The sequence below is a fragment of the Algiphilus aromaticivorans DG1253 genome (assembly GCF_000733765.1).
Taxonomy (GTDB): Bacteria; Pseudomonadota; Gammaproteobacteria; order Nevskiales; family Nevskiaceae; genus Algiphilus; species Algiphilus aromaticivorans.
This window is the reverse complement of sequence record NZ_JPOG01000001.1, coordinates 3,197,789-3,220,636: the sequence shown is the minus strand read 5'-3', so window position 1 is coordinate 3,220,636 and position 22,848 is coordinate 3,197,789. Positions and strand designations below refer to the sequence as shown.

18 protein-coding genes are annotated in these 22,848 nt (G+C 67.2%); 11 read left to right on the top strand and 7 right to left on the bottom strand.

From position 1 onward, the window contains the following. Positions 1-52: 52 nt before the first annotated feature. A complete protein-coding gene (locus U743_RS14980; protein WP_084191591.1) occupies positions 53-1,132 on the bottom strand; it encodes an AraC family transcriptional regulator in 1,080 nt (359 codons plus the stop codon). A 196-nt stretch (positions 1,133-1,328) separates the two neighbouring features. On the opposite strand from U743_RS14980, the gene U743_RS14975 reads away from it, so the two are divergent. Both U743_RS14975 and U743_RS14970 read left to right on the top strand, forming a co-directional pair. Further along, positions 1,329-3,296, top strand: coding sequence for a DUF1302 domain-containing protein (locus U743_RS14975; RefSeq protein ID WP_052368246.1), 1,968 nt, complete (start codon positions 1,329-1,331; stop codon positions 3,294-3,296). A 22-nt stretch (positions 3,297-3,318) separates the two neighbouring features. Beyond that, positions 3,319-4,674 (top strand): DUF1329 domain-containing protein, encoded by a 1,356-nt coding sequence (locus U743_RS14970; protein WP_043769332.1) that lies wholly within the window; start codon positions 3,319-3,321, stop codon positions 4,672-4,674. 26 nt (positions 4,675-4,700) lie between these two features. Here the strand turns inward: U743_RS14970 and U743_RS14965 are convergent, their stop codons facing one another. Further along, entirely contained in the window at positions 4,701-5,297 is a 597-nt protein-coding gene (locus U743_RS14965) for a TetR/AcrR family transcriptional regulator (RefSeq protein WP_043769330.1), read from the bottom strand. Between the two features lie 41 nt (positions 5,298-5,338). Next, the gene (locus tag U743_RS14960; protein ID WP_043769329.1) at positions 5,339-6,790 is read right to left on the bottom strand and encodes an aldehyde dehydrogenase family protein; all 1,452 of its coding nucleotides are present in this window, start codon (positions 6,788-6,790) and stop codon (positions 5,339-5,341) included. A 151-nt stretch (positions 6,791-6,941) separates the two neighbouring features. Here U743_RS14960 and U743_RS14955 point away from each other — a divergent pair, with 151 nt between their 5' ends. Then, on the top strand, positions 6,942-8,327 hold the full coding sequence (locus U743_RS14955) for a WS/DGAT/MGAT family O-acyltransferase (RefSeq protein ID WP_043769326.1): 1,386 nt from the start codon (positions 6,942-6,944) through the stop codon (positions 8,325-8,327). Here the strand turns inward: U743_RS14955 and U743_RS14950 are convergent. Beyond that, positions 8,312-9,355 (bottom strand): ParM/StbA family protein, encoded by a 1,044-nt coding sequence (locus tag U743_RS14950; protein WP_043769324.1) that lies wholly within the window; start codon positions 9,353-9,355, stop codon positions 8,312-8,314. The genes U743_RS14955 and U743_RS14950 overlap by 16 nt on opposite strands. A gap of 97 nt (positions 9,356-9,452) precedes the next feature. On the opposite strand from U743_RS14950, the gene U743_RS14945 reads away from it, so the two are divergent. From U743_RS14945 to U743_RS14910, 8 genes are all read left to right on the top strand, one after another. Next, a complete protein-coding gene (locus U743_RS14945; RefSeq protein ID WP_043769322.1) occupies positions 9,453-10,358 on the top strand; it encodes a haloalkane dehalogenase in 906 nt (301 codons plus the stop codon). Further along, positions 10,358-11,215 carry a diaminopimelate epimerase gene (gene dapF / locus U743_RS14940; RefSeq protein WP_156966542.1) on the top strand — a complete coding sequence of 286 codons (858 nt, stop codon included), beginning with the start codon at positions 10,358-10,360 and terminating at the stop codon, positions 11,213-11,215. The genes U743_RS14945 and dapF overlap by 1 nt, the downstream gene beginning before the upstream one ends. Next, a complete protein-coding gene (locus tag U743_RS14935) occupies positions 11,200-11,907 on the top strand; it encodes a DUF484 family protein (RefSeq protein WP_043769318.1) in 708 nt (235 codons plus the stop codon). Before dapF ends, U743_RS14935 begins: the two co-directional genes overlap by 16 nt. After that, the gene (locus U743_RS14930; RefSeq protein WP_043769316.1) at positions 11,907-12,818 is read left to right on the top strand and encodes a tyrosine recombinase XerC; all 912 of its coding nucleotides are present in this window, start codon (positions 11,907-11,909) and stop codon (positions 12,816-12,818) included. Before U743_RS14935 ends, U743_RS14930 begins: the two co-directional genes overlap by 1 nt. Positions 12,819-13,291: 473 nt before the next feature. Next, positions 13,292-13,843, top strand: a complete 552-nt coding sequence (gene hslV, locus U743_RS14925; RefSeq protein WP_043769314.1) for an ATP-dependent protease subunit HslV — start codon at positions 13,292-13,294, stop codon at positions 13,841-13,843. Between the two features lie 4 nt (positions 13,844-13,847). Then, complete coding sequence (hslU, locus tag U743_RS14920; protein WP_232226805.1) at positions 13,848-15,221, top strand: ATP-dependent protease ATPase subunit HslU; 1,374 nt, start codon at positions 13,848-13,850, stop codon at positions 15,219-15,221. 2 nt (positions 15,222-15,223) lie between these two features. Further along, on the top strand, positions 15,224-15,613 hold the full coding sequence (locus U743_RS14915; RefSeq protein ID WP_043769312.1) for a gamma-butyrobetaine hydroxylase-like domain-containing protein: 390 nt from the start codon (positions 15,224-15,226) through the stop codon (positions 15,611-15,613). Positions 15,614-15,897: 284 nt separating this feature from the next. Next, positions 15,898-18,114 carry a TonB-dependent siderophore receptor gene (locus tag U743_RS14910; RefSeq protein WP_043769310.1) on the top strand — a complete coding sequence of 739 codons (2,217 nt, stop codon included), beginning with the start codon at positions 15,898-15,900 and terminating at the stop codon, positions 18,112-18,114. A gap of 94 nt (positions 18,115-18,208) precedes the next feature. Here the strand turns inward: U743_RS14910 and roxC are convergent, their stop codons facing one another. From roxC to U743_RS14895, 3 genes are read right to left on the bottom strand one after another with little or no spacing between them, the layout of a single operon-like run. Continuing rightward, positions 18,209-20,671, bottom strand: a complete 2,463-nt coding sequence (roxC, locus tag U743_RS14905) for a putative rubber dioxygenase RoxC (RefSeq protein WP_043769308.1) — start codon at positions 20,669-20,671, stop codon at positions 18,209-18,211. A gap of 53 nt (positions 20,672-20,724) precedes the next feature. Next, positions 20,725-21,639 (bottom strand): FAD:protein FMN transferase, encoded by a 915-nt coding sequence (locus U743_RS14900; protein WP_198022068.1) that lies wholly within the window; start codon positions 21,637-21,639, stop codon positions 20,725-20,727. Further along, positions 21,639-22,823: a DUF3570 domain-containing protein gene (locus U743_RS14895; protein ID WP_043769304.1), complete on the bottom strand. Its 1,185-nt coding sequence runs from the start codon at positions 22,821-22,823 to the stop codon at positions 21,639-21,641. The genes U743_RS14900 and U743_RS14895 overlap by 1 nt, the downstream gene beginning before the upstream one ends. Positions 22,824-22,848 lie beyond the last annotated feature (25 nt).

Sequence of the window (22,848 nt, the reverse complement as noted above, 5' to 3'; positions counted from 1 at the left end):
CGTTGATGACGGGTGTGGCCGGCCAGTGTAGCCGTGGCCACTGTGTCGGCCGCTAGGGGCTTCCGGCCGCGCCTAGCGGCTGGGCGTCGGTCGCGATGACGCGCGTGGTCGCAGTCACACCGTGTGCTGCCCGGCTGCGACGCCATTGCGTAGGGGTGGCGCCGGTCCAGCGCCGGAAAGCGCGCGCGAAGCTGCTGGTGTCCGAGAAGCCCAGCAGATAGGTGACTTCGGTGACGCTGGTGAGGTTGCGGCTCAGATAGGACAGCGCCAGCTCGCGCCGCGCTTCGTCCACCACCGTCTTGTAGGTCACGCCGAAGGTGGCGAGCCGGCGCTGCAGGCTGCGCGCGCTCAGGCCCAGCCGGTCGGCGACGAAGCCCTGCGAGGGTTCGCCGCGCGGCAGATGTTCGACCAGCGTCGCGCGTACACGGGCGACGGTGTCCTCGCGATCGAAGCGCGCCAGGTAGTGCAGCACGACGGCGTCGTTGTGACGCGCCAGCTCCGGGTTGGCCGTTTCCAGGCGTTGCTCCAGGCTGGCGGCGTCGAAGACCAGCTCGGTCATCGGCGCGCTGAAGCACAGCGGTGCGCGCAGGATGCGGCGGAAGCAGTCGGCCTCGGCCGGCTCCGGCCGCTGCAGCTCGATGCGCAGCGGGCTGTAGTGCCGGCCCAGCGCCGAGCGGCACATGCGGACATAGGCTGCGACGAAAGCGTCGAGCGCTTCGAAGGCGGGCTGTTCACCGTCTTCGGGAACACGGATCCGGAGGCGGTAGCAGTTGCCGTCGCGCGTGAAGTCCATGTCGACGGCGTCGGTGACCATCCGGCAATAGCGGGTCAGCCGCTCGAAGGATTCACGCAGCGTGCTGCTGGCCATGAGCGCATAGCTCAGCGCGTGGAAGGTGGTCTGGCCGATGCGGCTGGCCACGCGCAGGCCGATGCAGGGGTCGCCGGTCTCGGTGACGGCGAGGCGCCAAAGCCGTGTGGTCTGCGCCAGCGGGTAGCGCGCGTCGGGGTCGCTCAGCGCTGCCGGGTCCATACCGGCGCGGTGCATTAGCGCCAGCCCGTCGTGCCCGGCGTCGTCCAGCGTCCGCCGGATGGCGAGGGCCCAGCTGCTGAGGCTGCTTGCGCTCCGTTGCATCGCTTGTCCCCCTTGCTTGCCGCTGTCGCCCCCGGTCACCAGCTTGGCGCCCGGAGTCGGGTGTCCCTTGGCCACCGCTCGCATATTAGTGATGTAAACAGAGCATATACAAGTTGGCGGGCGCTGCCGCGTACCGCCACGCAGATGGGTTCCGGCTTCTGGCCGGCCGTTTTGGTGCGGGACGAAGGAGACGACAATGCAGAGCAGACTCGGGGGGCGCTTGCGCCTGGGCGCCGCTGGCCTGGCGCTGGCGCTGCCGCTGGTGGCACCGGCGAACAGCTTCAACGTCGCGGGATTCGATGCGCGGCTGGATACCACGCTGTCGATTGGCGCGACATTCCGGACGCAGGACCCGGATGCCGATCAGATCGGTATCAGCAACGGCGGGTTGGCGCGTTCCGCCAACGGCGACGATGGCAACCTCGGCTTCGAGGCCGGCGATGTCGTCGCGGCGGTGGCCAAGGCGACGCATGACTTCGAGTTGCGCCGCGGCAACTACGGCCTGTTCTCGCGCTTCAGCTACTTCTACGACCAGATCGCCACGGACGCCGACGACCGCGAGGCGCGCTTCGACGCCGACGGTCTGCCGGTAAGCGACCGCGAGCCCGGCAATTACGAGCTGGGTCGGCGCGCGCGCGGACGCCTGCAGCACGACATCGACCTGCTCGACCTCTTCGTCTTCGGCCGCTTCCGCGTCGCCGACCGTTCGGTTGCGCTGCGCTTCGGCAATCAGGTCGTGAACTGGGGCGAAAGCACCTTCATCCGCAACAGCATCAACAGCATCAATCCCATCGATGTCGCGCGCATTCGCGCGCCCGGCTCGGAGCTGCGCGAGGCGCTGACGCCGACGCCGATGCTCTGGGGCTCGATGCAGCTCAGCAACGCCATGAGCATGGAATTCGTGTGGCTCACGGCCTTCCGCCGGACCGAGATCGATCCGCGCGGCTCTTTCTTCTCCACCAACGACACCCTGTCCAACGACGGCGACAAGGTGGTCGTGACCTTCGGCCGCCGCAAGGACGACAACAGCGCGCTGACCAGCCCTGTGGAGGACGACGCGGCCATGGTCTGGCTGCCGCGCGAGTTTCGCGATGACCCCGAGGGCTATAAGCAGGGTGGCGTGGCCTTCCGCTACTTCTCGCAGGCGCTGGGCAACACCGAGTTCGGCCTTTACTACCTGCACTACCACAGCCGCACGCCGCATCTGTCGACGATCCAGGGCGACAACGCTTCGCCTGGCAGCAGTGGCACCAATAGCCTGAACGGGGCGCTGCCCACCTGCAGCGAGGCGGCGGATACCCCCAGCTGCCGGGCGAGCTACTTCGGCAGCTACCCGGGCAACATTAATCTCTTCGGCCTCAGCTTCAATACCAGCGCACCGGCCGGCATCGCCATCCAGGGTGAATACTCCTATCGGCCCAACCAGCCGGTGCAGATCTCCGGCCCGGAGTTGGTCATGGCCTCGCTGGGCGTCTCCAACAGCGTCACCGGGCAGGGTTTCGTCGATGTGGGCGGCGGCAATATGGCGCCCGAAGCCATTCTGACCGCTCCCGGCACCGTCATTCAGGGCTACGACCGCGTCGGCGTGCACCAGGCGCAGATGACGCTCACCAAGTCCTTCGGCCCGCAGTTCGGCGCCAATCAGCTGGTCACCCTCGGCGAGGTCGGCGTTACCCGGCAGATGCTGCCTGACGACCAGTTCTACGCCGGCCCCGGCGTGGCGCTGCCCGCGCCGGGCTCCGGCCTGCCCATCCAGAGCGGCGACCAGCTGATCCAGGCGGACGGCGCGGCCTCCGGCGGTTCTATCCAGGAAGAGGGCTTCGCCACGCGCACCTCCTGGGGCTATCGCCTGGTGGGTGCGCTGACCTACGACAACGCCCTGGGGGCGGCCAACATCAGCCCGCGGCTGGTCTTCGCGCACGACGTCAACGGCGTCAGCGCCACCTTCAACGAGGACACCATGGCCCTCACCGCCGGCGTGGAGGTCAATTATCTGAATCGCTGGCAGGCGAATGTGGCCTACACGAGCTTCTTCGGTGGTCGCACCTATTCGGGCACGGATCTGCTGCCCCCGCCCGAAGGCCAGCCTCAGAACTATGCGACCAGCGCCAATCCGAACGGCGACCGCGACTTCCTGAACATCAGCGTCTCGTACGCATTCTGAACGCGTCCGCACGGAGAACTTCATGACAGCCAAGCACAGCATTACCGCCGCCTGCCTGATGATGGTCGCGGGCAGCATCCACGCCGGCGTCTCGCCCGAAGCCGCCGAGAAGCTGGGCGATTCGCTCACGCCCATGGGCGCCGAGCGCGCCGGCAACGACGACGGCAGCATCCCGGCCTGGGAGGGTGGGCTCACCAAAGTGCATCCCGACTTCGAGCCCGGCGGGTCCTATCCGGATCCCTACGCTGACGAGGAGCCGCTCTTCGTCATCGACGGAGACAACTACGAGCAGTACGCGGACAAGCTCAGCCCGGGTCAGATCGCGCTGCTGAAGCGCTACGACACCTGGGAAATGCCGGTCTATCCGAGTCATCGCAGCGCTGCCTATCCCGAGGGCTACTACGAGGAAACCCGGCAGAACGCCACCCGCGTCTCGCTGGTTGAGGGCGGCAACGGCTTCGAGGGCGCTTCCGGCGGTCTCGCCTTTCCGATTCCGCAGAGCGGCGTCGAGGCCATCTGGAACCACTTGACGACCTACAAGGGCGATATGTACTCGACCAGCTGGGCGCAGGCGGCGGTCACCGAGGGCGGCGACTACAACCTGGTGCGCTTCGACTACGAGTATGACTTCGACTACAGCAACCAGCAGCGCGCGCCGGAGGAGCGGCAGGACAACCTGCTCTTCTACTTCCTGCAGATGGTGCTGGAGCCGCCGCGGCTGTCGGGCAGTATCCTGTTGGTGCATGAATACGCCAACCAGGTCGCCCAGCCGCGCAAGGCCTGGACCTACAACCCCGGCCAGCGCCGCGTGCGCTTGGCGCCGAATGTCGCCTATGACAATCCTGGCACGGCCGCCGACGGCCTGCGTACCAACGACGACTTCGCGATGTTCAACGGCGCGACGGATCGCTACAACTGGAAGCTGGTCGGCAAGCAGGAGATGTACATCCCCTACAACGCCTATCGCGCCAGCTCGACCGCGCTATCCATCGGCGATGTGCTGCGGCCCGGCCACGTCAATCCCGAGCACACGCGCTACGAGCTGCACCGCGTCTGGGTTGTGGAGGCCACCCTCAAGGAGGGCACCTCGCACATCTATAAGCGCCGCACGATGTATCTCGACGAGGACAGCTGGATCGTGCACGTGCAGGACAAGTACGACAACCGCGACGAGCTCTGGCGCGTCGACGAGCTGCACACCATGCCCTTCTACGATGTTCCCTTCCTGAGCACGGCGCTGGAGGTCAAGCACGACCTGCAGTCGGGTCGCTATCTGGCGATGACGCTGCGCAACGAATCGGACAAGTTCTACGAGCCCATCGACCGCAGTCCGAGCGACTTCGCGCCCGCCGCACTGCGCAACAAGGGCGTGCGCTGAGGGATGCCCGGCCCCGCCGCCGACCGTCAGGCGACGGTCGGTGGCGGTTCCAGCATGCGGGCGACCAGTTCGCGCAGCACGCTGATCGCCCGCTCGACGCTGTCGGGCGCCGTGTCGCGCTGGCTCATGACGTGGATGCTGACGCTCTCCACAAGCAGGATGGCGCTCATCAGTACCAGCGGGTCCAGCTGCTGGCCTTCCGCCCGCTCGTAGGCGTCGCCGTAGAGTGTTGCGATGCGCTGATGCAGCGTGCTCCGGTGCGGCGCCAGCGGGCTGTCCGGGCGCAGCGACTCGGTGGCGAGCACGCGCACGATCGGCCCGGCGGCCGCGACGAAGTGCATGTAGGTGTCCTGCCCGTTCAGGATGCAGGCCAGCCCACTGTCACCGCGCGCCACGGCGGGTGCCTGCAGGCGCAGCAGATGCTCGGTGGAGCGCTCGTAGACGGCGGCCAGCGCATCCTGCTTGTCGCGGAAGAACTGGTAGAAGGTGCGGCGCGACACACCGGCCGCCCGCAGGATGGCCGCGACAGTGGCTGCCTCGGCGCCGCATTCGGCGAAGACCTCGGCGGCGGCCTTGATGATGCGCAGCCGCGTATTGGTGCGCCGCCGGCTCGGCGGCGGCACCGTGCCGGCCGGATGTTCAGCCAGAACCGCCGTCCCGAGGCTCAGAGGCTCTTGGGCAGGATCTTGATGATGAAGTTGGTGAGCTTCGTGTACGGCGGGAAGAACATCCGCGCCAGCATGAAGCGCGTGCGGACCACGGCGCGCTCGTGCGAGAAGGCCTTGAAGCCGAATAGGCCGTGTGCGTTGCCGATGCCGGAGTTGTTGACGCCGCCAAAGGGCAGGTGGCCGTGCAGGAAGTGCACTACGGCGTGGTTGATGCAGGCGCCGCCCGAGCTGGTGCGGTGCATGACCTCGTCGATGTTCTTCTCGTTCTTGCTCCAGATGTAGAGCGCCAGCGGCTTGGGCGCATCATTGACCTTGCCGATGACCTCGTCCAGGGAGTCGTAGCCGATGATGGGCAGCAGCGGACCGAAGATCTCCTCCTCCATGATCCTGGCGTCGTCGGGCAGGTCGGTGAGCAGGGTCGGTGCGATGTAGCGATCCGATTCGTCCACTGTGTCGCCGTAGAGAACGCGGCCGCCGCGCTCCTTGGCGTCATCCAGCAGGCCCTTGATGCGCGCGGTGTGATTGGCGTTGACGATGCGCGCGAGGAAAGGGGATTCCTGTTGCGCGTCGGCGGAATCGCCGTAGGCCTTCTGCAGGGCCTCGACCGTGGCGCGCACGAAGTCCTCGCGCACCTTGTTGTGCACGTAGATGTGGTCGGGCGCGATGCAGGTCTGGCCGTTGTTGGTGTACTTGCCCCAGGCGATGGTCTGGGCCGCCGCCTTGATGTCGGCGGTTTCATCGACGATGGTCGGCGACTTGCCGCCCAGCTCCAGCGTCACGCTGGTCAGATTCTTGGCGGCTGCGCCCATGACGATCTTGCCGACGGCCGGGCTACCGGTGAAGAAGATGTGATCGAAGGGCAGGTCGAGCAGGGTCTGGCTGACATCCACCTCGCCTTCGAAGACCGCGACCTCGGTTTCGTCGAAGGTCTCACGGATGAGGCGGCTCATGAGCGCGCTCATGTGCGGGGTCATCTCGGAGGGCTTGAGGATGACGGGGCAGCCGGCGGCCAGCGCCGACACCATCGGCCCGAGACTGAGGTTCAGCGGGTAGTTCCAGGGCGAGATGATCAGCGCCCGGCCCTTGGGCTCGTACTGGATGTAGCCCTTGGTGCCCACCATCATGCGCGTCGGCGCCACCTTCTCCGGTTTCATCCACTTCTTGAGGTGGCGCTGTGCGTCCTTGGCCTCCATGTAGATGGGCAGGATCTCGGTGAGGTGGACCTCCTCGGGCGGCTTGCGGAAGTCCTTGGCGCCAGCCTCGACGATCTCGTCGGTATGGGCGCGCACGGCGTCGACCAGGCGCTGGATGCGCCCCAGCCGCTCGGCGGCCGTGGACTGGCGCCAGGCCAGCATGGTGTCGCGCTGGGCGGCGAAGACACGACGGATCTCCTCATGGTCCGCCGATTCGACGGCGGTGGTTTCTACGGCTTGGGCGGCCTTGTTCATCGGTCTCTCCTCCGGAAATTGCCTAACGCTCGTTCAATCAGTATGCCACCGGCGCGGCGCGTGCCAAAGTCCGTAACACATATCGTGTGCACATCCCTACACTAGGTCCAGAAAAATACGCCGCACCGAGTGCGCAAGTAGGGAGATCGCAATGACGCGCCTGAAGCCCATGGACGCCGCCTGGCTCTATGTCGACAGCCCCCACACCCCCATGCATGTGGCGGGGCTGCAGATTTTCTCGTTGCCTGAGGGCGCACCGCGGGATTTTCTGAGCAACCTCGCCGCGCAGGCGCGCGCGTCGCGCAGCTTCGCGCCGCCCTGGAATCTGCGCCTGAAGCCGTCGCCGCTGCGCGGTGTGCTACCGGCCTGGGAGCGCGACGACGATCTGGACATCGACTATCACTTCCGGCACTCGGCGCTGCCCGCGCCCGGCGGCGAGCGCGAACTGGGCGTGCTGATTTCGCGCCTGCACAGCCATCCCATGGATGTCACGCGCCCACTTTGGGAATGCCATCTCATCGAGGGGCTGGAGAACAATCGCTTCGCCATCTACACCAAGATGCATCACGCGCTGGTCGACGGCGTTGGCGGCATGCGCATGGTCCAGCGCGCGATGAGCAGCGACCCGAAGACGCCCTTCGTGCCGCCCTGGAGCGTGGGGGCTGACTATGAAAAGGCGCGCGGCAGCGGCACTGCCTCGGCGACCGCGCGCACGCAGCTCGCGATGCCCTCGCTGCATCGCTTTGGCGGCGGCGTGCCGACCGCCGCACGCGCACTCTTCGATTCCTATCGCGTCGGCTCGCACAGCGGCGACGATCTGGTGCGCCCCTACGACGCGCCCAGCTCGGTACTCAACAAGCGCATCTCCGGTCAGCGCCGCTTCGCCACGCAGCAGTACGACATGCCGCTGCTCAAGCGCGTCGCCGAGGCATCGGGGGGCACCCTCAACGATGTCGTGCTCGGTCTGTGCGCAAGCTCGCTGCGGCGCTATCTCAAGGAAGTGAATGCCATGCCGCGGCGCTCGCTGACGGCGGGTATCCCGGTATCAGTGCGGCCGCAGGATGATGTCGCGGTGGGCACGGCCATCAGTTTCATCGTCGCCAGTCTGGCTACCGACATCGCTGATCCGCGCAAGCGCATGGAGGCCATCCAGCGCTCGACGCGCCGTGCCAAGGAGAACCTGCAGTCGCTGCCCAAGGACGCGCTGGACCATTACACGATGATGCTCATGGGGCCCTATATCGCCCAGCTGCTGCTGCATCTGGGCGGGCGCACGGCGCCGATGTTCAATCTCGCCATCTCCAACGTCCCCGGCCCGAAGCAGCCGCTCTACATGGGTGGCGCGCGGCTGGAGGCGATGTATCCGGTGTCGCTGGTGGCGCACGGCCAGGCGCTGAACATCACCTGCGTCAGCTATGCCGACACCCTCAACTTCGGCTTTACCGGCTGCCGCGACACGCTGCCCAGCATGCAGCGCCTGGCCGTCTTCACCAGTGAGGCGCTGGAGGAGATGAAATCGCTCTACCGCGTCGACTGACGTGCCGCCTCGGGGGGCCAGAGGTGCAGGCCGTATTTGTAATAGCCGCGGACGTTGAGCAGGCGCGGGTCCTCGCCCTCGGTGACGGGCAGCAGCTCGTGCTCCAGCAGTGGCTGCAGATAGGGCAGTAGCGCGCCGCTGCCCCCGCCGGAGAGCACGACGGCGTCGAGATCCCAGTCGTCGGCCCACAGGCGGTTGACCTCATTGGACACGCGCGTGGCCAGCGAGCGGAAAGCGCGCTCGGTGAGCTTGGTCAGGTCGTAGCGCTTGCCCTTGATCTTGATCGAGCCGCGCTCGACGGCCTCGTAGAGCCGGTAGAGCTCCACCTGCACGCCGGACTGCTCGGTCAGGGAATTGGCGATGGCGGTGTAGGCCAGCGAGATGCCGGCGTCGGAGGACTGCGAGCCCCGCTCGGAGTAGCGCGTGCGGTCCGATATCGCGTAGTCGGCGGTGCGGAAGCCGATATCGATGATGCCCAGCTTCTCGGTGACGAAGCGTTGCGCCGAGGGCTTGCCGTGCTCATTGAGCATGTTGTTGAAAAGCGCGCCGAAAGGCTGCGGGATGACGCGCACCTTCTCGATGTGAATCTGTTTGTCCTCGGTGCTGCCGTCGGCATGCGTCAGCGTCACCTGCTGTCGTTGCTGCAGCAGTGCCGTCAGCCCGTCGCGGTGGCGGCGCAGGAAGCTGATGGGCAGACCGGTGACCACGCGCAGCGGCTCGCCCGAGGGCACCATGGGGGCGATGGCGGCAGCCGCCAGCACGCGCGCGTAGCGCGACAGCAGCTGCTGCTGGTCGAGCGTGAAGCCGCGGCCGCGCGATTCCGCTTCGGCGGTTTCGCCGACGAAGTAGGATTCCTCGCCGATGGTGATCTGGCGGTGGGGGCCCAAGGGTGCCGCCGAACCGGGGTTGATGGTGTTGTTGAAGGCGGCCTCGGCGGCTTCGCCCACCACCGACTTGAAGATCTGGTGACTGCGGCCGTCGGTGACCTTGGTGAAGCCGAAGCCGATATCGAGTCCCAGCACTTGCATGCGCCCGCCCCTTGCGATTGGATGAAGCCTTCTATCATGCGGCTTCGCGGCCCGGCAATGCGCCGGGCCCATTGCCACCGCCCACAGGTGCCGATTTATGGATGTCCTGCGTACTCCTGAGGCGCGCTTTGCGGCGCTGCCGGATTTCGCCTTCGAGCCCCGCTACACGGAGGTCGACGGCCTCCGCATGGCGCACGTCGAGGCCGGTCCGGCCGACGGCCCCGTCGTGCTCCTGCTGCACGGAGAGCCCACCTGGAGCTATCTCTACCGCCACATGATTCCGCCGCTGGCCGAGGCCGGCATGCGCGTGCTGGCGCCGGATCTGATCGGTTTCGGCCGCAGCGACAAGCTGCCGCGCGTGGCCGATTACTCCTACCAGCGTCACGCCGACTGGCTGTGGCACTGGGTCGAACAGCAGGGGCTGAGCGACATCACGCTCTTCTGCCAGGACTGGGGCTCGCTGCTCGGCCTGCGGCTGGCCGGCGAGCATCCGGAACGCTTCGCGCGCATCGTCGTCGGCAACGGCATGCTGCCCACTGGCGATCACGGTGTGCCGGCGGCCTTTCATCTATGGCGTGCCTTCGCGCTCTACACCCCGGTGTTTCCCACCGGGCGCATCGTCGACTTCGGCTCGGCGCGCAAGCTCAGCCCCGCCGAGCGCGCGGCCTATGACGCGCCCTTCCCGGCCGCGCGCTATCAGGCCGGCGCACGCGCCTTTCCGGCGCTGGTTCCGACGACCCCGAAGGACCCGGCCGTGCCCGCCAACCGTGCTGCCTGGCAGGCGCTGGGCAACTTCCACAAGCCCTTTGTCACGCTCTTCGGCGCTGGCGACCCGATTCTGGGCAAGGCCGATCGTGCGCTGCAGCGGCACGTGCCGGGCGCAGCCGGCCAGCCGCATGACCGCCTGCGTGGCGGCCATTTCATCCAGGAGGATCAGGGCCCGGAACTGGCGCGGCGCATGATTGCGCTGATCCGGCGCGACGCGCCCGAGGTGGCGCGATGATCGAGGCGCTGCGCTTTTCGAAGATGCACGGCCTGGGCAACGACTTCGTCGTGGTCGACGCTACGCGGCAAGCCTTCGCGCCGAGCACCGAGCAGCTCGCCTGGCTCTGCGACCGCCATTTCGGCGTCGGCGCCGACCAGGTGCTGGTCGTTGATCCGCCCGCCGGCGACGAGGATTTCGGCTACCGCATCTACAACGCCGATGGCAGCCGCTCCGGCCAGTGCGGCAACGGTGCGCGCTGCCTGGGGTTGTTCATCCACGGGCAGGGCTTGTCCGACAAGGATCGCCTGAGCGTGCGTACCAGCGATACGCGCATGCATATCGCGCGCTGCGACGATGCCGACTACGAGGTCGAGTTGGCGCCGCCGGTCCTGGAGCCGGCGGCGTTGCCCAGCCGCCTGGATGCCGCGCCAGCGGCCGAGCACGAGCTGGAGGTGCCCGGCTTCGGCCTTCTGCGCGTCGGGCTCGTGCAGCTCGGCAATCCGCACGCAGTGCTGCTGGTCGACGACGTCGATACCACGCCGGTCGCCGAGTTGGGCGCGGCGCTGCAGGCGCTGCCGCTGTTTCCGGCCTCGGTGAATGTCGGTTTCCTGCAGATGCAGGGCCGCGGCGAGGGTCGGCTGCGCGTCTACGAGCGCGGCGCCGGCGAGACACTGGCCTGTGGCAGCGGCGCCTGCGCGGCCGCCGTGTCGGCGGTGCTGCGCGGTCTGGCCGACGAGGCCGTGACACTGGAGCTGCGCGGTGGCAGCCTGCACATTGCCTGGTCCGGTTCGCTATCCTCGCCGCAATCGCCGGTGCGCATGCGCGGACCGGCCACTCATGTTTACGACGGATGTCTGCAATGGCCGAATCGGTAGCGTCCACTCCCGCCGACGATGCACCTGGGCTCGACGCCGATAGCGTGCGCGAATGGCTGCTGGCGCACCCGGAGTTCCTGCAGAAGCACCCCGAGCTGTTGGAACAGGTGGATCTGCAGCACGAGAGCGGCCACGCCAGCTCGCTGATCGAGCGGCAGGTCGAGTGGCTGCGCGCCAAGAATGCGCGACTGGAAGCGCGTATGAGCCAGCTCACCGACACCGCCCGCGACAACGAGGAGCGCGCGCGCAAGATCCTGAAGATCGCACATCTGCTGCTGCGCGCACCGACGCTGGCGGTTCTTGTGGACAATCTGCGCAAGCAGCTGCGCGAGGAGTTCGAGTTCGACGCCATCTATCTCGGCGTGCTCGGCGCCAAGCTGCGGCGCAGCGATATCGCCGGGCTGTCGCGCATCGACCCCAAGGGGTCAGTGGCGCATGCATTCGATAACAGCTTTCGTACCCGACTCATCGAGACCGGGCCGCTGGACGCCGAGCGCGCGCGTCTGCTTTTCCCGCGCGCCGATCCGCTGCCGGCATCGGCGGCGGTGGTGCCGGTCGACAAGCGCGAGACCATCGGCCTGCTGGTGCTGGGTGCGGCCGACGCCGAGCGCTTCACGGCCGACCAGGGCAAGCTCTTCCTGGAGATGCTGGCCGAGCTGCTGGCCGGTAGCCTGCGCGCGCGTCTGAGCTGATGCGCATCGACGCGGCCGTCGAGCGCTATCTGCAGGCCCTGCAGCATCTGCGCCGCGGCTCGCCACACAGCCTCAGCGCGGCCCGCCGCGATCTCGACGCTTTCCGCGTCTTCGCGGCCGAGTACGGCGTCGAGACGGTGGCAGCGGTGGATGTCCACCTGCTGCGGCGCTACGTGGCGCAGCGCAGCCAGGCCGGCCACAAGCCGGCAAGCATCCAGCGCTATCTCTCCAGCATCCGCAGCTTCTACGCTTGGTTGATGGACGAGGATCTCGCCGCCGCCAACCCGGCGCAGGGGCTGCGCGCGCCGCGCGGGGAAAAGCGCCTGCCGCGCACGCTCACCCGCGAGCAGGCCGGTGCGCTCGCCGAGCACGCGCCCGCCGCCGATGATGCGCTGGCCGCGCGCGACCGTGCGGTGGTCGAGTTGTTGTACTCCAGCGGCCTGCGTCTGGCCGAGCTGGCCGCGCTGGACGTCCAGGATCTGGCCGCTGGCGACGAGCTGCGCGTGCTTGGCAAGGGTGGCAAGACGCGCGTAGTGCCGGTGGGGGCTGAGGCGCGTGCGGCTCTGGCCGCTTGGCAGAAGCGGCGCGGCGAATTGGCCGCGGCCGATTGCCCGGCGCTCTTCGTGTCGGCGCGCGGCACGCGCCTTTCGCGGCGTGCCATCCAGCAGCGGCTGGCGCGCCGTGCCGGTGAGGCCGGACTGGGCGTGCCGGTGCATCCGCACCGCCTGCGGCACGCCTTCGCCACGCATATGCTGGAGGGCTCCGGCGACTTGCGCGCCGTGCAGGAGCTGCTGGGGCACGCCAGCCTGTCGAGCACGCAGATCTATACGCAGCTGGATTTCGATCATCTGGCGAAGGTCTATCGCGGGGCGCATCCGCGGGCGCGGCGGAGTGGTCCTGACAAGGCTTGACCGGCTATGCCGTTGCCGGGGTGGCAGTCGGCCCCCTTGATGCACGCGTTTCCGCGCCCTATGACATTGGCGCTACCGATTGTCGCCTTGCGCTTGGCGCGGGTTACTTTGGTTTCGGCCAAAGTAACCAAAGCCATGGTGCCCGCCGGGCGGCCTGCCGCAACTGCGTTGCGGCAGGTTCCCGAGCCGGGCGACGTGCTCGGCGCACGCGCGAACAGGCCATCCCTGGCCTGATCGCGCTCGCTCGGCGTCCGTGCCGAGCGACGCCTGCGCGCGACGCCCGCCTCGGCCGCCCTCAAAGGGCACGGATCCGGTCTGGCTCGTCGCTTCGCGACATCGCGTGATCAAAGCCAGGAATCTGCGTCAATCTGCGAAATCTGCGGTTCCAGGCTTCTCCGCACACGGGCGCAAGCCTTGATTCACCCACTGTCGCCCCAAGGTTGGTGAGTCCGACCCGAAGGAGCGCTCCGCGCATGCAGCAGTTCGACGGCACCACGATTCTCTGTGTCCGGCGGCCCGACGAGGTGGCCATCGGCGGCGATGGCCAGGTCAGCATGGGCAACACCACCGTCAAGGGCAATGCGCGCAAGGTGCGGCGGCTCTACAACGAGAAGGTGCTGGCCGGCTTCGCCGGCGGCACGGCTGATGCCTTCACGCTCTTCGAGCGCTTCGAGGCCAAGCTGGAACAGCACGGCGGCAATCTGCTGCGCTCGGCCGTGGAGCTGGCCAAGGACTGGCGCACCGACCGCATGCTGCGCCGTCTGGAGGCCATGCTGCTGGTGGCGGACGCCGAGGCCTCACTGATGATCACCGGCAACGGCGACGTCATGGAGCCGGAGGACGGCGTCATGGCCATCGGCTCGGGCGGGCCCTTTGCGCAGTCCGCTGCGCGGGCGCTCTTCGACAACACGGAGCTGCCCGCCCACGAGATCGTCGACAAGGCGATGCACATCGCCGCCGACATCTGCATCTATACCAATCATTCACTCACCGTCGAGCGGCTGCCGGCCGCCACCAAGGGCTGATCCGATGGAAGCCACAGTCATGCAGCAGGAGAGCCGCGGCGAGACCATGATGACGCCGCGCCAGATTGTCGCCGAGCTGGATCGCCACATCATCGGCCAGTCCGAAGCCAAGCGTGCGGTGGCGATTGCCCTTCGCAACCGCTGGCGGCGGCAGCAGCTCGACGAAGAGATCCGCGCCGAGATCACGCCCAAGAACATCCTCATGATCGGGCCCACCGGCGTCGGCAAGACCGAGATCGCGCGCCGGCTGGCCAAGCTCGCGCGTGCGCCCTTCATCAAAGTGGAAGCGACGAAATTCACCGAAGTGGGCTATGTCGGCAAGGATGTCGAGTCGATCATCCGCGATCTCGTCGATGCTTCGATGAAGAAGACGCGCGAGAACGCCATGGAGCAGGTGCGTGTGCAGGCGGAGGAGGCGGCCGAGGAGCGCATCCTCGACGCGCTCGTGCCGCCGGCGAGGCAGCACAGCGAATCGGGCAGCAACCAGAGTGCCTCCGAAGGCCAGGCCGCGCGCCAGGTCTTCCGCAAGCAGTTGCGCGAGGGCAAGCTCAACGACAAGGAGGTCGAGCTCAATCTCTCCGCGGCCGGCCCGAAGATGGAGATCATGGGGCCGCCGGGCATGGAGGAAATGACCCAGCAGCTGCAGTCCATGTTCCAGAACATGCAGGGTAAGAACCAGCAGACGCGCAAGATCACCATCGGCCGTGCCTGGAAGCAGCTTGTCGACGAAGAGGCTGGTCGCCTCATCGACGAGGAGGCCATCAAGGCCGAGGCCCTGAAGAGCGCCGAGGAGAGCGGCATCGTCTTCCTCGACGAGATCGACAAGGTCTGCAAGCGCGGCGAGATGGGCGGCGGTGACGTCTCCCGCGAGGGCGTGCAGCGCGACCTGCTGCCGCTGGTGGAGGGTTCCACCGTTTCGACGAAGTACGGCTCGGTGCGCACCGACCACATCCTTTTTATTGCCAGCGGTGCTTTCCATGTCGCCAAGCCCTCGGATCTGATCCCCGAGCTGCAGGGCCGCCTGCCCATCCGGGTTGAGCTGGAGGCGCTCAAGGTCGAGGACTTCAAGCGTATCCTCACCGAGCCGCGCCATTCGCTGACCCAGCAGTACCGCGAGCTGCTGGGTACGGAGGGGCTGGAAGTGACCTTCACCGAGGACGGCATCCAGCGCCTGGCCGAGACGGCGTGGCGCGTCAACGAGTCCACCGAGAACATCGGCGCCCGCCGCTTGCACACCGTGCTGGAGCGTTTGATGGAGCAGGCCGCCTTCGACGCGCCCGACGCGCAGCAGGCGCCGCTCACCGTGGACGCCGCCTATGTCGACGATCGACTGGCCGACATCGCGGCCGACGAAGACCTTTCGCGTTACGTGCTCTAACCATGCAGGCACCGACTCGCATCGCGATCAAGCGCGGCTCGAAGGTACTCGAGGTCAGCTGGGCGGAGGGCCGGGTCGACCGGCTGCCCTTCGAACTGCTGCGCGTGCATAGTCCTTCCGCCGAAGTGCAGGGCCACGGTCGGCCCGTGGTGGTGCCCGGCAAGCGCAACGTCGGCGTCGAGCGCGCCGAGCCCGTGGGCAACTATGCGGTCAAGCTCGTCTTCGACGACGGCCATGACACCGGCCTCTACACCTGGGACCTGCTCGAGGAGTACGGCCGCCGCCAGGACGAGCTCTGGCAGCAGTATCTGGCGGAGCTGGAGGAACTGGGCATGTCGCGCGACTCCGACGTTGCCAGCCTCAAGTCGCTGCACTATCCGGCGAAGGGTTAGAGCGGCCAACTCCCTGCCTTAAGCAGGCGGAAATCTGCCGTCGAACGCGCCGGGCGGTCAGCGTGCGCGGCGCATGCGTGACGAGTCATTGTCGGCGGCAAAGTCCCCGGTCGGTCAGGATTCGCGCATGGCCTTCCCTTGATACCGCTACCGGGCGAGGCAGAGCTCGCCGGCGGATTGCAAAGCTGCCTCTTGTGCAATATTATGCGAACAATTCGCATTAATACTCGTGTTCGCGTGATGCTTGTCCATGCATGCGCGCCGTTCACGACAGGGAGCCTTGCATGCATCTTGTTGAAGAATCGCCGCACATCGCGCGGCTAAAAGCCTGCGCGCGTGCCATGCAGGTGGCCGCCTTGCTGTCCTTGACGCTCGGCACAGCCTCGGCCTTGGCGCAAGGCGACGAGGATGTAGCGAGCGCGAATAGTGGCGCCCCCGCGGATGACAGCGCCGAGCTGGCGCCGATGACCGTCCGCGGCCGGTCGGAATCGACCGAGAGCGTAAACGCTTACGCTTCTGCTGCCGTGACGCTCGGCAAGGGCGCGGATTCGCTGCGCGATATCCCGCAGTCGATCAGCGTCGTCACGCGCCAGGAGCTGGACGATCGCAACATCACGAAGCTCGAGGATATCTCCAAGCAGGTCACGGGCCTGGTGGTGGAACGCTTCGACGGCGCCGGCAACTTCAATGTGATCCGCTCGCGGGGCTTCGAGATTGGCGCCATCCAGCTGGATGGCATCCCGCTCGTGCAGGGCGGCAACTACTCCACGGCGCTCGATACGGCTCTCTACGACCGCATCGAGGTGCTGCGCGGCCCCGCCGGTTTCCTGCAGGGCGCGAGCGAGCCAGGCGGGACGATCAACCTCGCTCGCAAGCGCGCGCGCGGCGAGCAGGCGCTGCAGACGCGCTTCATGCTGGGCTCGGACAATATGCGGCGCCTGACTGCGGACCTCACCGGCCCGCTCAGCGAGGGCGGGCGTCTTCGTGGCCGCGTCGTCGCTGTGCAGGATCAGCGCGAGAGTTTCGTTGCGGAGCTGGGGACCGACAAGACGGTGGGCTACGGCACGCTGGAATACGACCTGTTGCCGCAGACCACCTTGTCCCTTGGCTTTGCCCGCCAGCAGGTCGAGTCCGTTCTCGACCAGGGGCTGCCGACCTTTGCCGACGGCACGCTCATCGATCTGCCGCGCTCGACCTTCGCCGGCCTGAGCGACAACCGGCAGGATCTGGAATTCCGCGACAGCTTCGTGGAGCTGGAGCACAGCTTCGGAGGCAGCGGTTATATCAAGTTCTCCGCCCGCGACGTCTATCGCGAAATGTTCTATCGCGCCGCGCGCTCGGCCACACCGGCCAGCGCCGATGGCGACACCGAGCTGCAGCCCGTGGACTTCGCCCAGGAGGGCGCGGACCGTAAATACGATCTCTTCTATACGGATCAGGTGCTGCTGTGGAACCGGCAGCACCGCTTCACGCTCGGCGCCAGCCATTTCGAGGGCGACAACACCGGCGGCAATTTCGCTGTTGGCGAGAACCTGGATTTCAATATCTTCGAGCCGGACTACGGGGTTCCCTTCCCGAACCTCGATTTGCCCGGCTATCAGAGCATCACCGAGCGCGAAGAGGACGCGCTATACGGCCAGGTCCAGCTGCGCGCGACGCAGCGCTTGCGCGTCCTGGCCGGCGGTCGTCTCAGCTGGAACGAAGTCCGTACGCGGCAGCTCGACGATGGATCGATCTCGGCTCGCAGCGAGCCGGGCAGGCAGTTCATCCCGAACTACGCGCTGATCTACGACATCAACGACAGTATCTCGCCCTACGCGAGCTACGCCGAAACCTTCGTCGTGCAGACCGCCCGCAACGCGCAGGGCGAGCTCCTGCCGCCACGTACCGGCGAACAGGTCGAGCTGGGCGTCAAGGCCGAGCTGCTGGAGAAACGCTTGCTCGCCCAGGCGGCGGTCTTCCGTCTGCTGGACGACAATCGTGCGGTATCCGACCTGGACAATCCCGAGGTCTCGGTGGCCCGGGGCGAGGTGGAAAGCCAGGGCTTCGAGCTGGAGCTGCGCGGTGCCGCCACCACGCACTGGGATCTCGTCGTCGGCTACGCCTACACTGATACCGAGTTCAAGCGCGCTCCGCCGGAGCAGCAGGGCGAGATCTTCAGCCCCGTCACGCCGCGACACTTGGTCACGCTGTTCACCCGCTACGATCTCGCCGGTATCGGTCTGCCGCGATGGGATGTTGGGGCGGGCGCGACTTATCGCAGCGAGTTCTTCTCCGCGTCCTCCTTTCTCGCCGGCGACGAGGACCGGCGCATCATTTCCGGTGATTACACCCTGCTCAATGCGCGCCTCGGATACCACCTGAACGAGAATCTGGCGCTCAACCTCGTCGTCGAGAACCTGCTCGACAAGAAGTACTACGAGAAGGTGTCGTCGCCCAGCCGCCAGAATTTCTACGGCGCTCCGCGTTCCGCCACGGTGAGTCTGCGCGCGCGATTCTGAGTCGCGTGGTGATTGTCATACGAGAAAGGCCGGGGCGCGCTGATAGCGTGCCCCGGCCTTGTGTGGCAATGCTGCCCCCCGCTTCGCTCGCGGGCTACAGCGTCTTCAGATATTCGATGACCGCACGGCGCTCCTGCTCGCTCAGCACGTCGGTGAAGGTGTGGCCGCCCGTGCCATTGCCCAGGATGCGGCTGTCGTAGACCAGGCGCTTGTCGAAGGCGCCGACCGCCAGCAGATCCGACAGCGGCAGCAGTCCGGTCAGGCCCACCGCGTTGTTGAGAAGATTCTCGGTCAGCTGGATCAGCGATGGGCCCTCTTCGTCGAAGAAGTTGCAGTTGTAGAGGTTATTGCCCGGGATGTCGGTGCAGCTCAGCACGTCGTGTTTCCACCCCAGGCGCTGCCAATCGTAGGCTGTCTCCATGCGCAGGTCGAAGCCCTTGACGGGGCCTTCCTCGCGCAGCCTGCGCTGCCAGATGGCCGGTCGCTGCGAGGAATCCAGCACTTGCTCGACGGTGGGCACCGAGCCGTTGTGGAAGTAGGGCGCCGTGGCCCAGATGCCGTAGAGCGGTGGCGCCTGGTAGCCGATCACGCCTTTCTCCCAGCCGCAGGCCCCGTCCGGGCGCTGTGCAGTCGGGTACATGTCGTCGACGGCTTCCAGCGCGGCCGACTTCTCCTCGGGCGGGATGTAGTTCTCGCTGCCCTCGGGGAAGGCCCAGTAGGTGGTATCCCAGCGCTCGCGCAGGGTGGGCGTCAGCATGTCCGAGCGCGCGTGGTCGGTATCGATGACCTCCAGCGGCGAAATGTGGCCGGCGACGCCTTCCAGGACCGGGTCCTCCAGATAGCTGTCGTCGTGCACGTAGCGCGGCGAATAGGCGCCGTGGCAGCTGGCGCAGGAGCCGTTGCCGCCCAGCGGCTCCGGATGGTCGTCGTTGCCGGGCCTCGACCACAGATCGAGGCCGTGGAAGAGGACGGCGCCCTGGCGGGCCAGGGCCTCGTCGATTTCGCCCGGGTATTCGGGTGACTCCAGCGACAGGAAGAAGGCTTCCAGTGCCTGATCGTATTCGGCGATGCGGTCGCGATAGGCCTTGCCGTCGGCGCTGACCAGTTCGTTGAACTCACCGGGGCCGGCGGCCATGATGATGCGCGTGCTGTCGGCCGATACGCCGGCGTCGAAGAACTTGCGCGGTCGCGAGCCGAGGTTCCACCAGGGTGGTGTGTCCTGGGTGTGCGACAGCGGATGCGCGATGTCCGCCAGGCCGCTCTGACCGACCACGGTCTTCAGCGGGTTCGGGTTGAGCCCGAGCGAATCGAGGTCGAGCACCGTGATCAGGATTTCGAAGGCGCCCACGGCGTTATTCTGCCCGCGCTGCTTGATCCCGATGTTGAACAGGCTGTTGACGTCGAGCGTCGGCAGCGCCTCTGCGAAGGGCGTGCCGGCCCAGAGCGCGCTGTCCTGGGCGTCCTGCAGCACGTCATAGTTGCTGTTGCCGAGCCCGAGGTTGTCCAGCCCCAGCGGGTTCTCACCGTCCCCGCCGATGTTGCCACCGTGGCACTGGAAGCAGGCGGCGGTGCCGATCTCCCCGCTCCAGTTGCCGTCGTCGTCGCGCAGCTGGCGCAGTCCCAGTGGCAGCTGGCCGCTGCCGCCATCGGTGGCGTTCGGATCCTCTCCCGGTAGCGGGTAGGGGTTGTCGAAGGGGGCGCGGTTGAGGCCGTAACGCAGCCGGTAGATCTCGTCGAAGTTCTCCGGCCGTTCGTCGAAGCCCCAGGTCTGCCAGCTATTGTTGAGTTCCTCGGCCGACATCGCCGCCATGGGCAGTTTGTTCTTCAGGAAGTCCAGGCCCTTGTCGCGCATTGCACGGTACTCGCCGCAGGTCTGTGCTTGCTGCTTCTCCTCGGGTAGCTCTGCGTGGCAGTTCTCCCAATGGGCATTGAAAAAGACGGCGCGGTCGGGGTTGGCACCCGGCTGTATCAGCGAGCGGGGGTCCGGTGGCAGTGGGGCGTCGTCGGGCCGCTCGCTGCAGTAGCTCGCCCAGCGGTGCGCGGCGTGCTTGCTGCCTAGCAGCGGCAGATCGTCCTCGTCCGCGTCACTGCCGCTGCCCAGAAGATCCGGGCAGGTGTCCGGTTGCGCGAAGCATTGCAGGATGATCGCGACGTTGGCGTAGCTCGCGCTGGCCTGCGGCCAGACTGCACCGCCGCCGTGCGGCTTCTCCTGCCCGGAGGCCATCAGCAGGATGCGCGAGACCGGGTCGTTGCCGCCGAGGCGCTCCCAGCTCGAACGCAGCGCTGCCAACTCCGGGGGGCCGTCGGTGTTGAGCATGAAGTCTTCGCCGTCTGTGACGTCGCCGAGGCCGCCGGGGATGTGACAGGTCTGGCAGAAACTCAATGTCTGGCTCACGCGCTGCTCGTAGAAGCTTTCCATCGAGCGCGGTGTTGTGTCGCCACCCCCATCACCTCCGTTGCCGTCACCGCCGGCGGGGCCGCCGCTGTACTCGCCGCTGCATGCGGCGAAACCGAGGGCCGCGGCCAGCGCGGCGGCAATGCGAATTCTCGTAATCATGCCCTAGTCTCCATTAGGTGCTGATGGAGTATCAGACAAATGTAATTTTTTGTCTACCCTGCAGGTGCGGGGTGCACGGCATCGCCATCGATGGCGAGATCGTGGCTCACCGTCAGCCACGGCAGCCCGAGTGCGCGCAGCCATTCGGCCGCCCGCTCACCGTTGAGCATGGCGACGGTGGCGGCGCTGCCTGCGATCAGGCAGCGGTCCGCCAGCACGCTGGCGCTGGCGGGGCTGCCCGCGATCGGCCAGCCGCTGCGCGGATCGAGCAGATGCGAGTAACGCCTGCCGTCGAGCAGAAAGGCGCGCTCGTAATCGCCGCTGGTGGCGATCGCCCCGCCCGCCAGGTGCACCGCCACGACGGCACGCTCGGGCGCATTCGGGTTGCGGATGCCGACGCGCCAGGGGCTGCCGTCCGGGTGCGGGCCCAGCACGCGGATGTCGCCACCCAGATCGACAATGCCGCTGCCGACGCCCATCTCCAGCAGTATCGTGGCGGCACGGTCGACGGCGTATTCCTTGCCGAAGCCGCCGAAGTCCAGCTGCATGCCGGACAGCGGCAGATGGATGCGCGGCGCTACCCAGTCCACGCGCTGCCACCCGATCAGCGGCTGGATGGCCTCGACGGCGCCGGGCTCGGGCAGCCGACTGCTGCGGAAATCCCAGACCCGGCGCAGCACGCCGGAAGTGATGTCGAACAGCCCCTCGCTCTCGGCGTGCACGGTGGCGGCGTAGTCGAGCAGCCCGGTGGTTTCCGTGTCGACTTCCACGGCCGTGCCGCTGCCGGCCGCGGCGTTGATGCGCGACACCACGCTGTCCTCGCGATAGCGCGAGTACTTGGCCTCTATGCGCCGCACCTCGGCTTCGGCCGCCGACATTGCATGCTGCGCCTGTGACGCGCGCTGGGCGTAGACGCGCAGCTCGCAGGGGCTGGCCATGGCCCTGAAGGCCTGGCGGTGAAGCTGCATCAGAAGCTGTAGGCGAGCCGTGCCGTGAACACCGTGTAGCGCACGAGCCCCGGTGCCTCGACATCCACCGAGCCGGTCGCGTAGCTGCCGCTGGCGTCGTAGTACTCCACGCCGAAGCCGGCGGCGAGCCGGTCCCAGGCGTGGGTGGCGTCGAGGCGGAAGCTCAGCGCACCGAAGGGCGACAAGCGATAGTCGCTGGAGGCAAAGCCGTGATCAGGGGCGGTGTCGAAGAAGGGCGCGTAGAAGAAGGCCTGGCTCTGGCTGTACCAGCGCACCCCCGGCGAGATGCGCCAACGCTCGCTCAGCGTCTGGTGCCAGGTCAGCTCGACGGTGTGGGAATGGATGTCCCAGTCATCCTCGTAGTAGCGATAGTCGGCGTGCAGCGCGCCGGAGAATGACTCCACGAAATGCCGCAGCCGCGTCAGCAGGTGGACGCCGCGCCGGCCGCGCGGGCGCGCGTCGGGCACGGTGTTGGCGGTGTCCCGGATAAACGCCGCTTTGTAGGGATCGCTGAGGAAGCCGGAATGGCGCTGATAGCCGACCGCGCCCTGCACCAGGGTATTGCGGTTCAGCGCGTAGCTGGCGCTGACAGTGCTGCGCAGCGAGGATTTGTCGGCCGAGTCCACGCTCACCGGCGTGGCGCCCTCCGTCGGGTCGAGGGTGTCGTCGGAGTAACTGACGCTGGCGGTGAGCGTCGCCGGCAGCTGCGGCGGCTCGTAGGCGATCTCGGCCGTGCCGTAGCGCGCCTGGTAGTCGTCCTCGTCCGAGATGCCGCCCGACATGCTGAGCGACAATTGCGGCGTGATCGGTGTGTCGCCGGACAGCGAGACATCGATGCGTTCCTCGTGAATCGTCGGGCCGCTCATGACCTGCTCGGGCTCGCCGGTTTCACCGTCGGGCAGCACGTACCAGGGCGAGGCGCCGCTGAGCGTCTCGTACATGACGTCGACACCGACGCTGCGCTCGCCGACGGGTCGCACCGCGCGCAGGCTGTGCGACTGGATCTCGTAGCGCTCGCTGGATTGGCCGCTGCTGGTCCGACTGCCCGAGATATCGCCTTCGTTGTAGAAGCTGAAGAGATAGTCGGTTTGCCAGCCGGGCGCGGATTGCGCGCCGCTCAGGCCCGGCAGCGCGAGCGCCGCGGTGGTCAGCGCCCCCAGCGAGGGCTTGCGAAAGCCGCTCATGCGCGCACCCGCGCGCCGCGCCGCG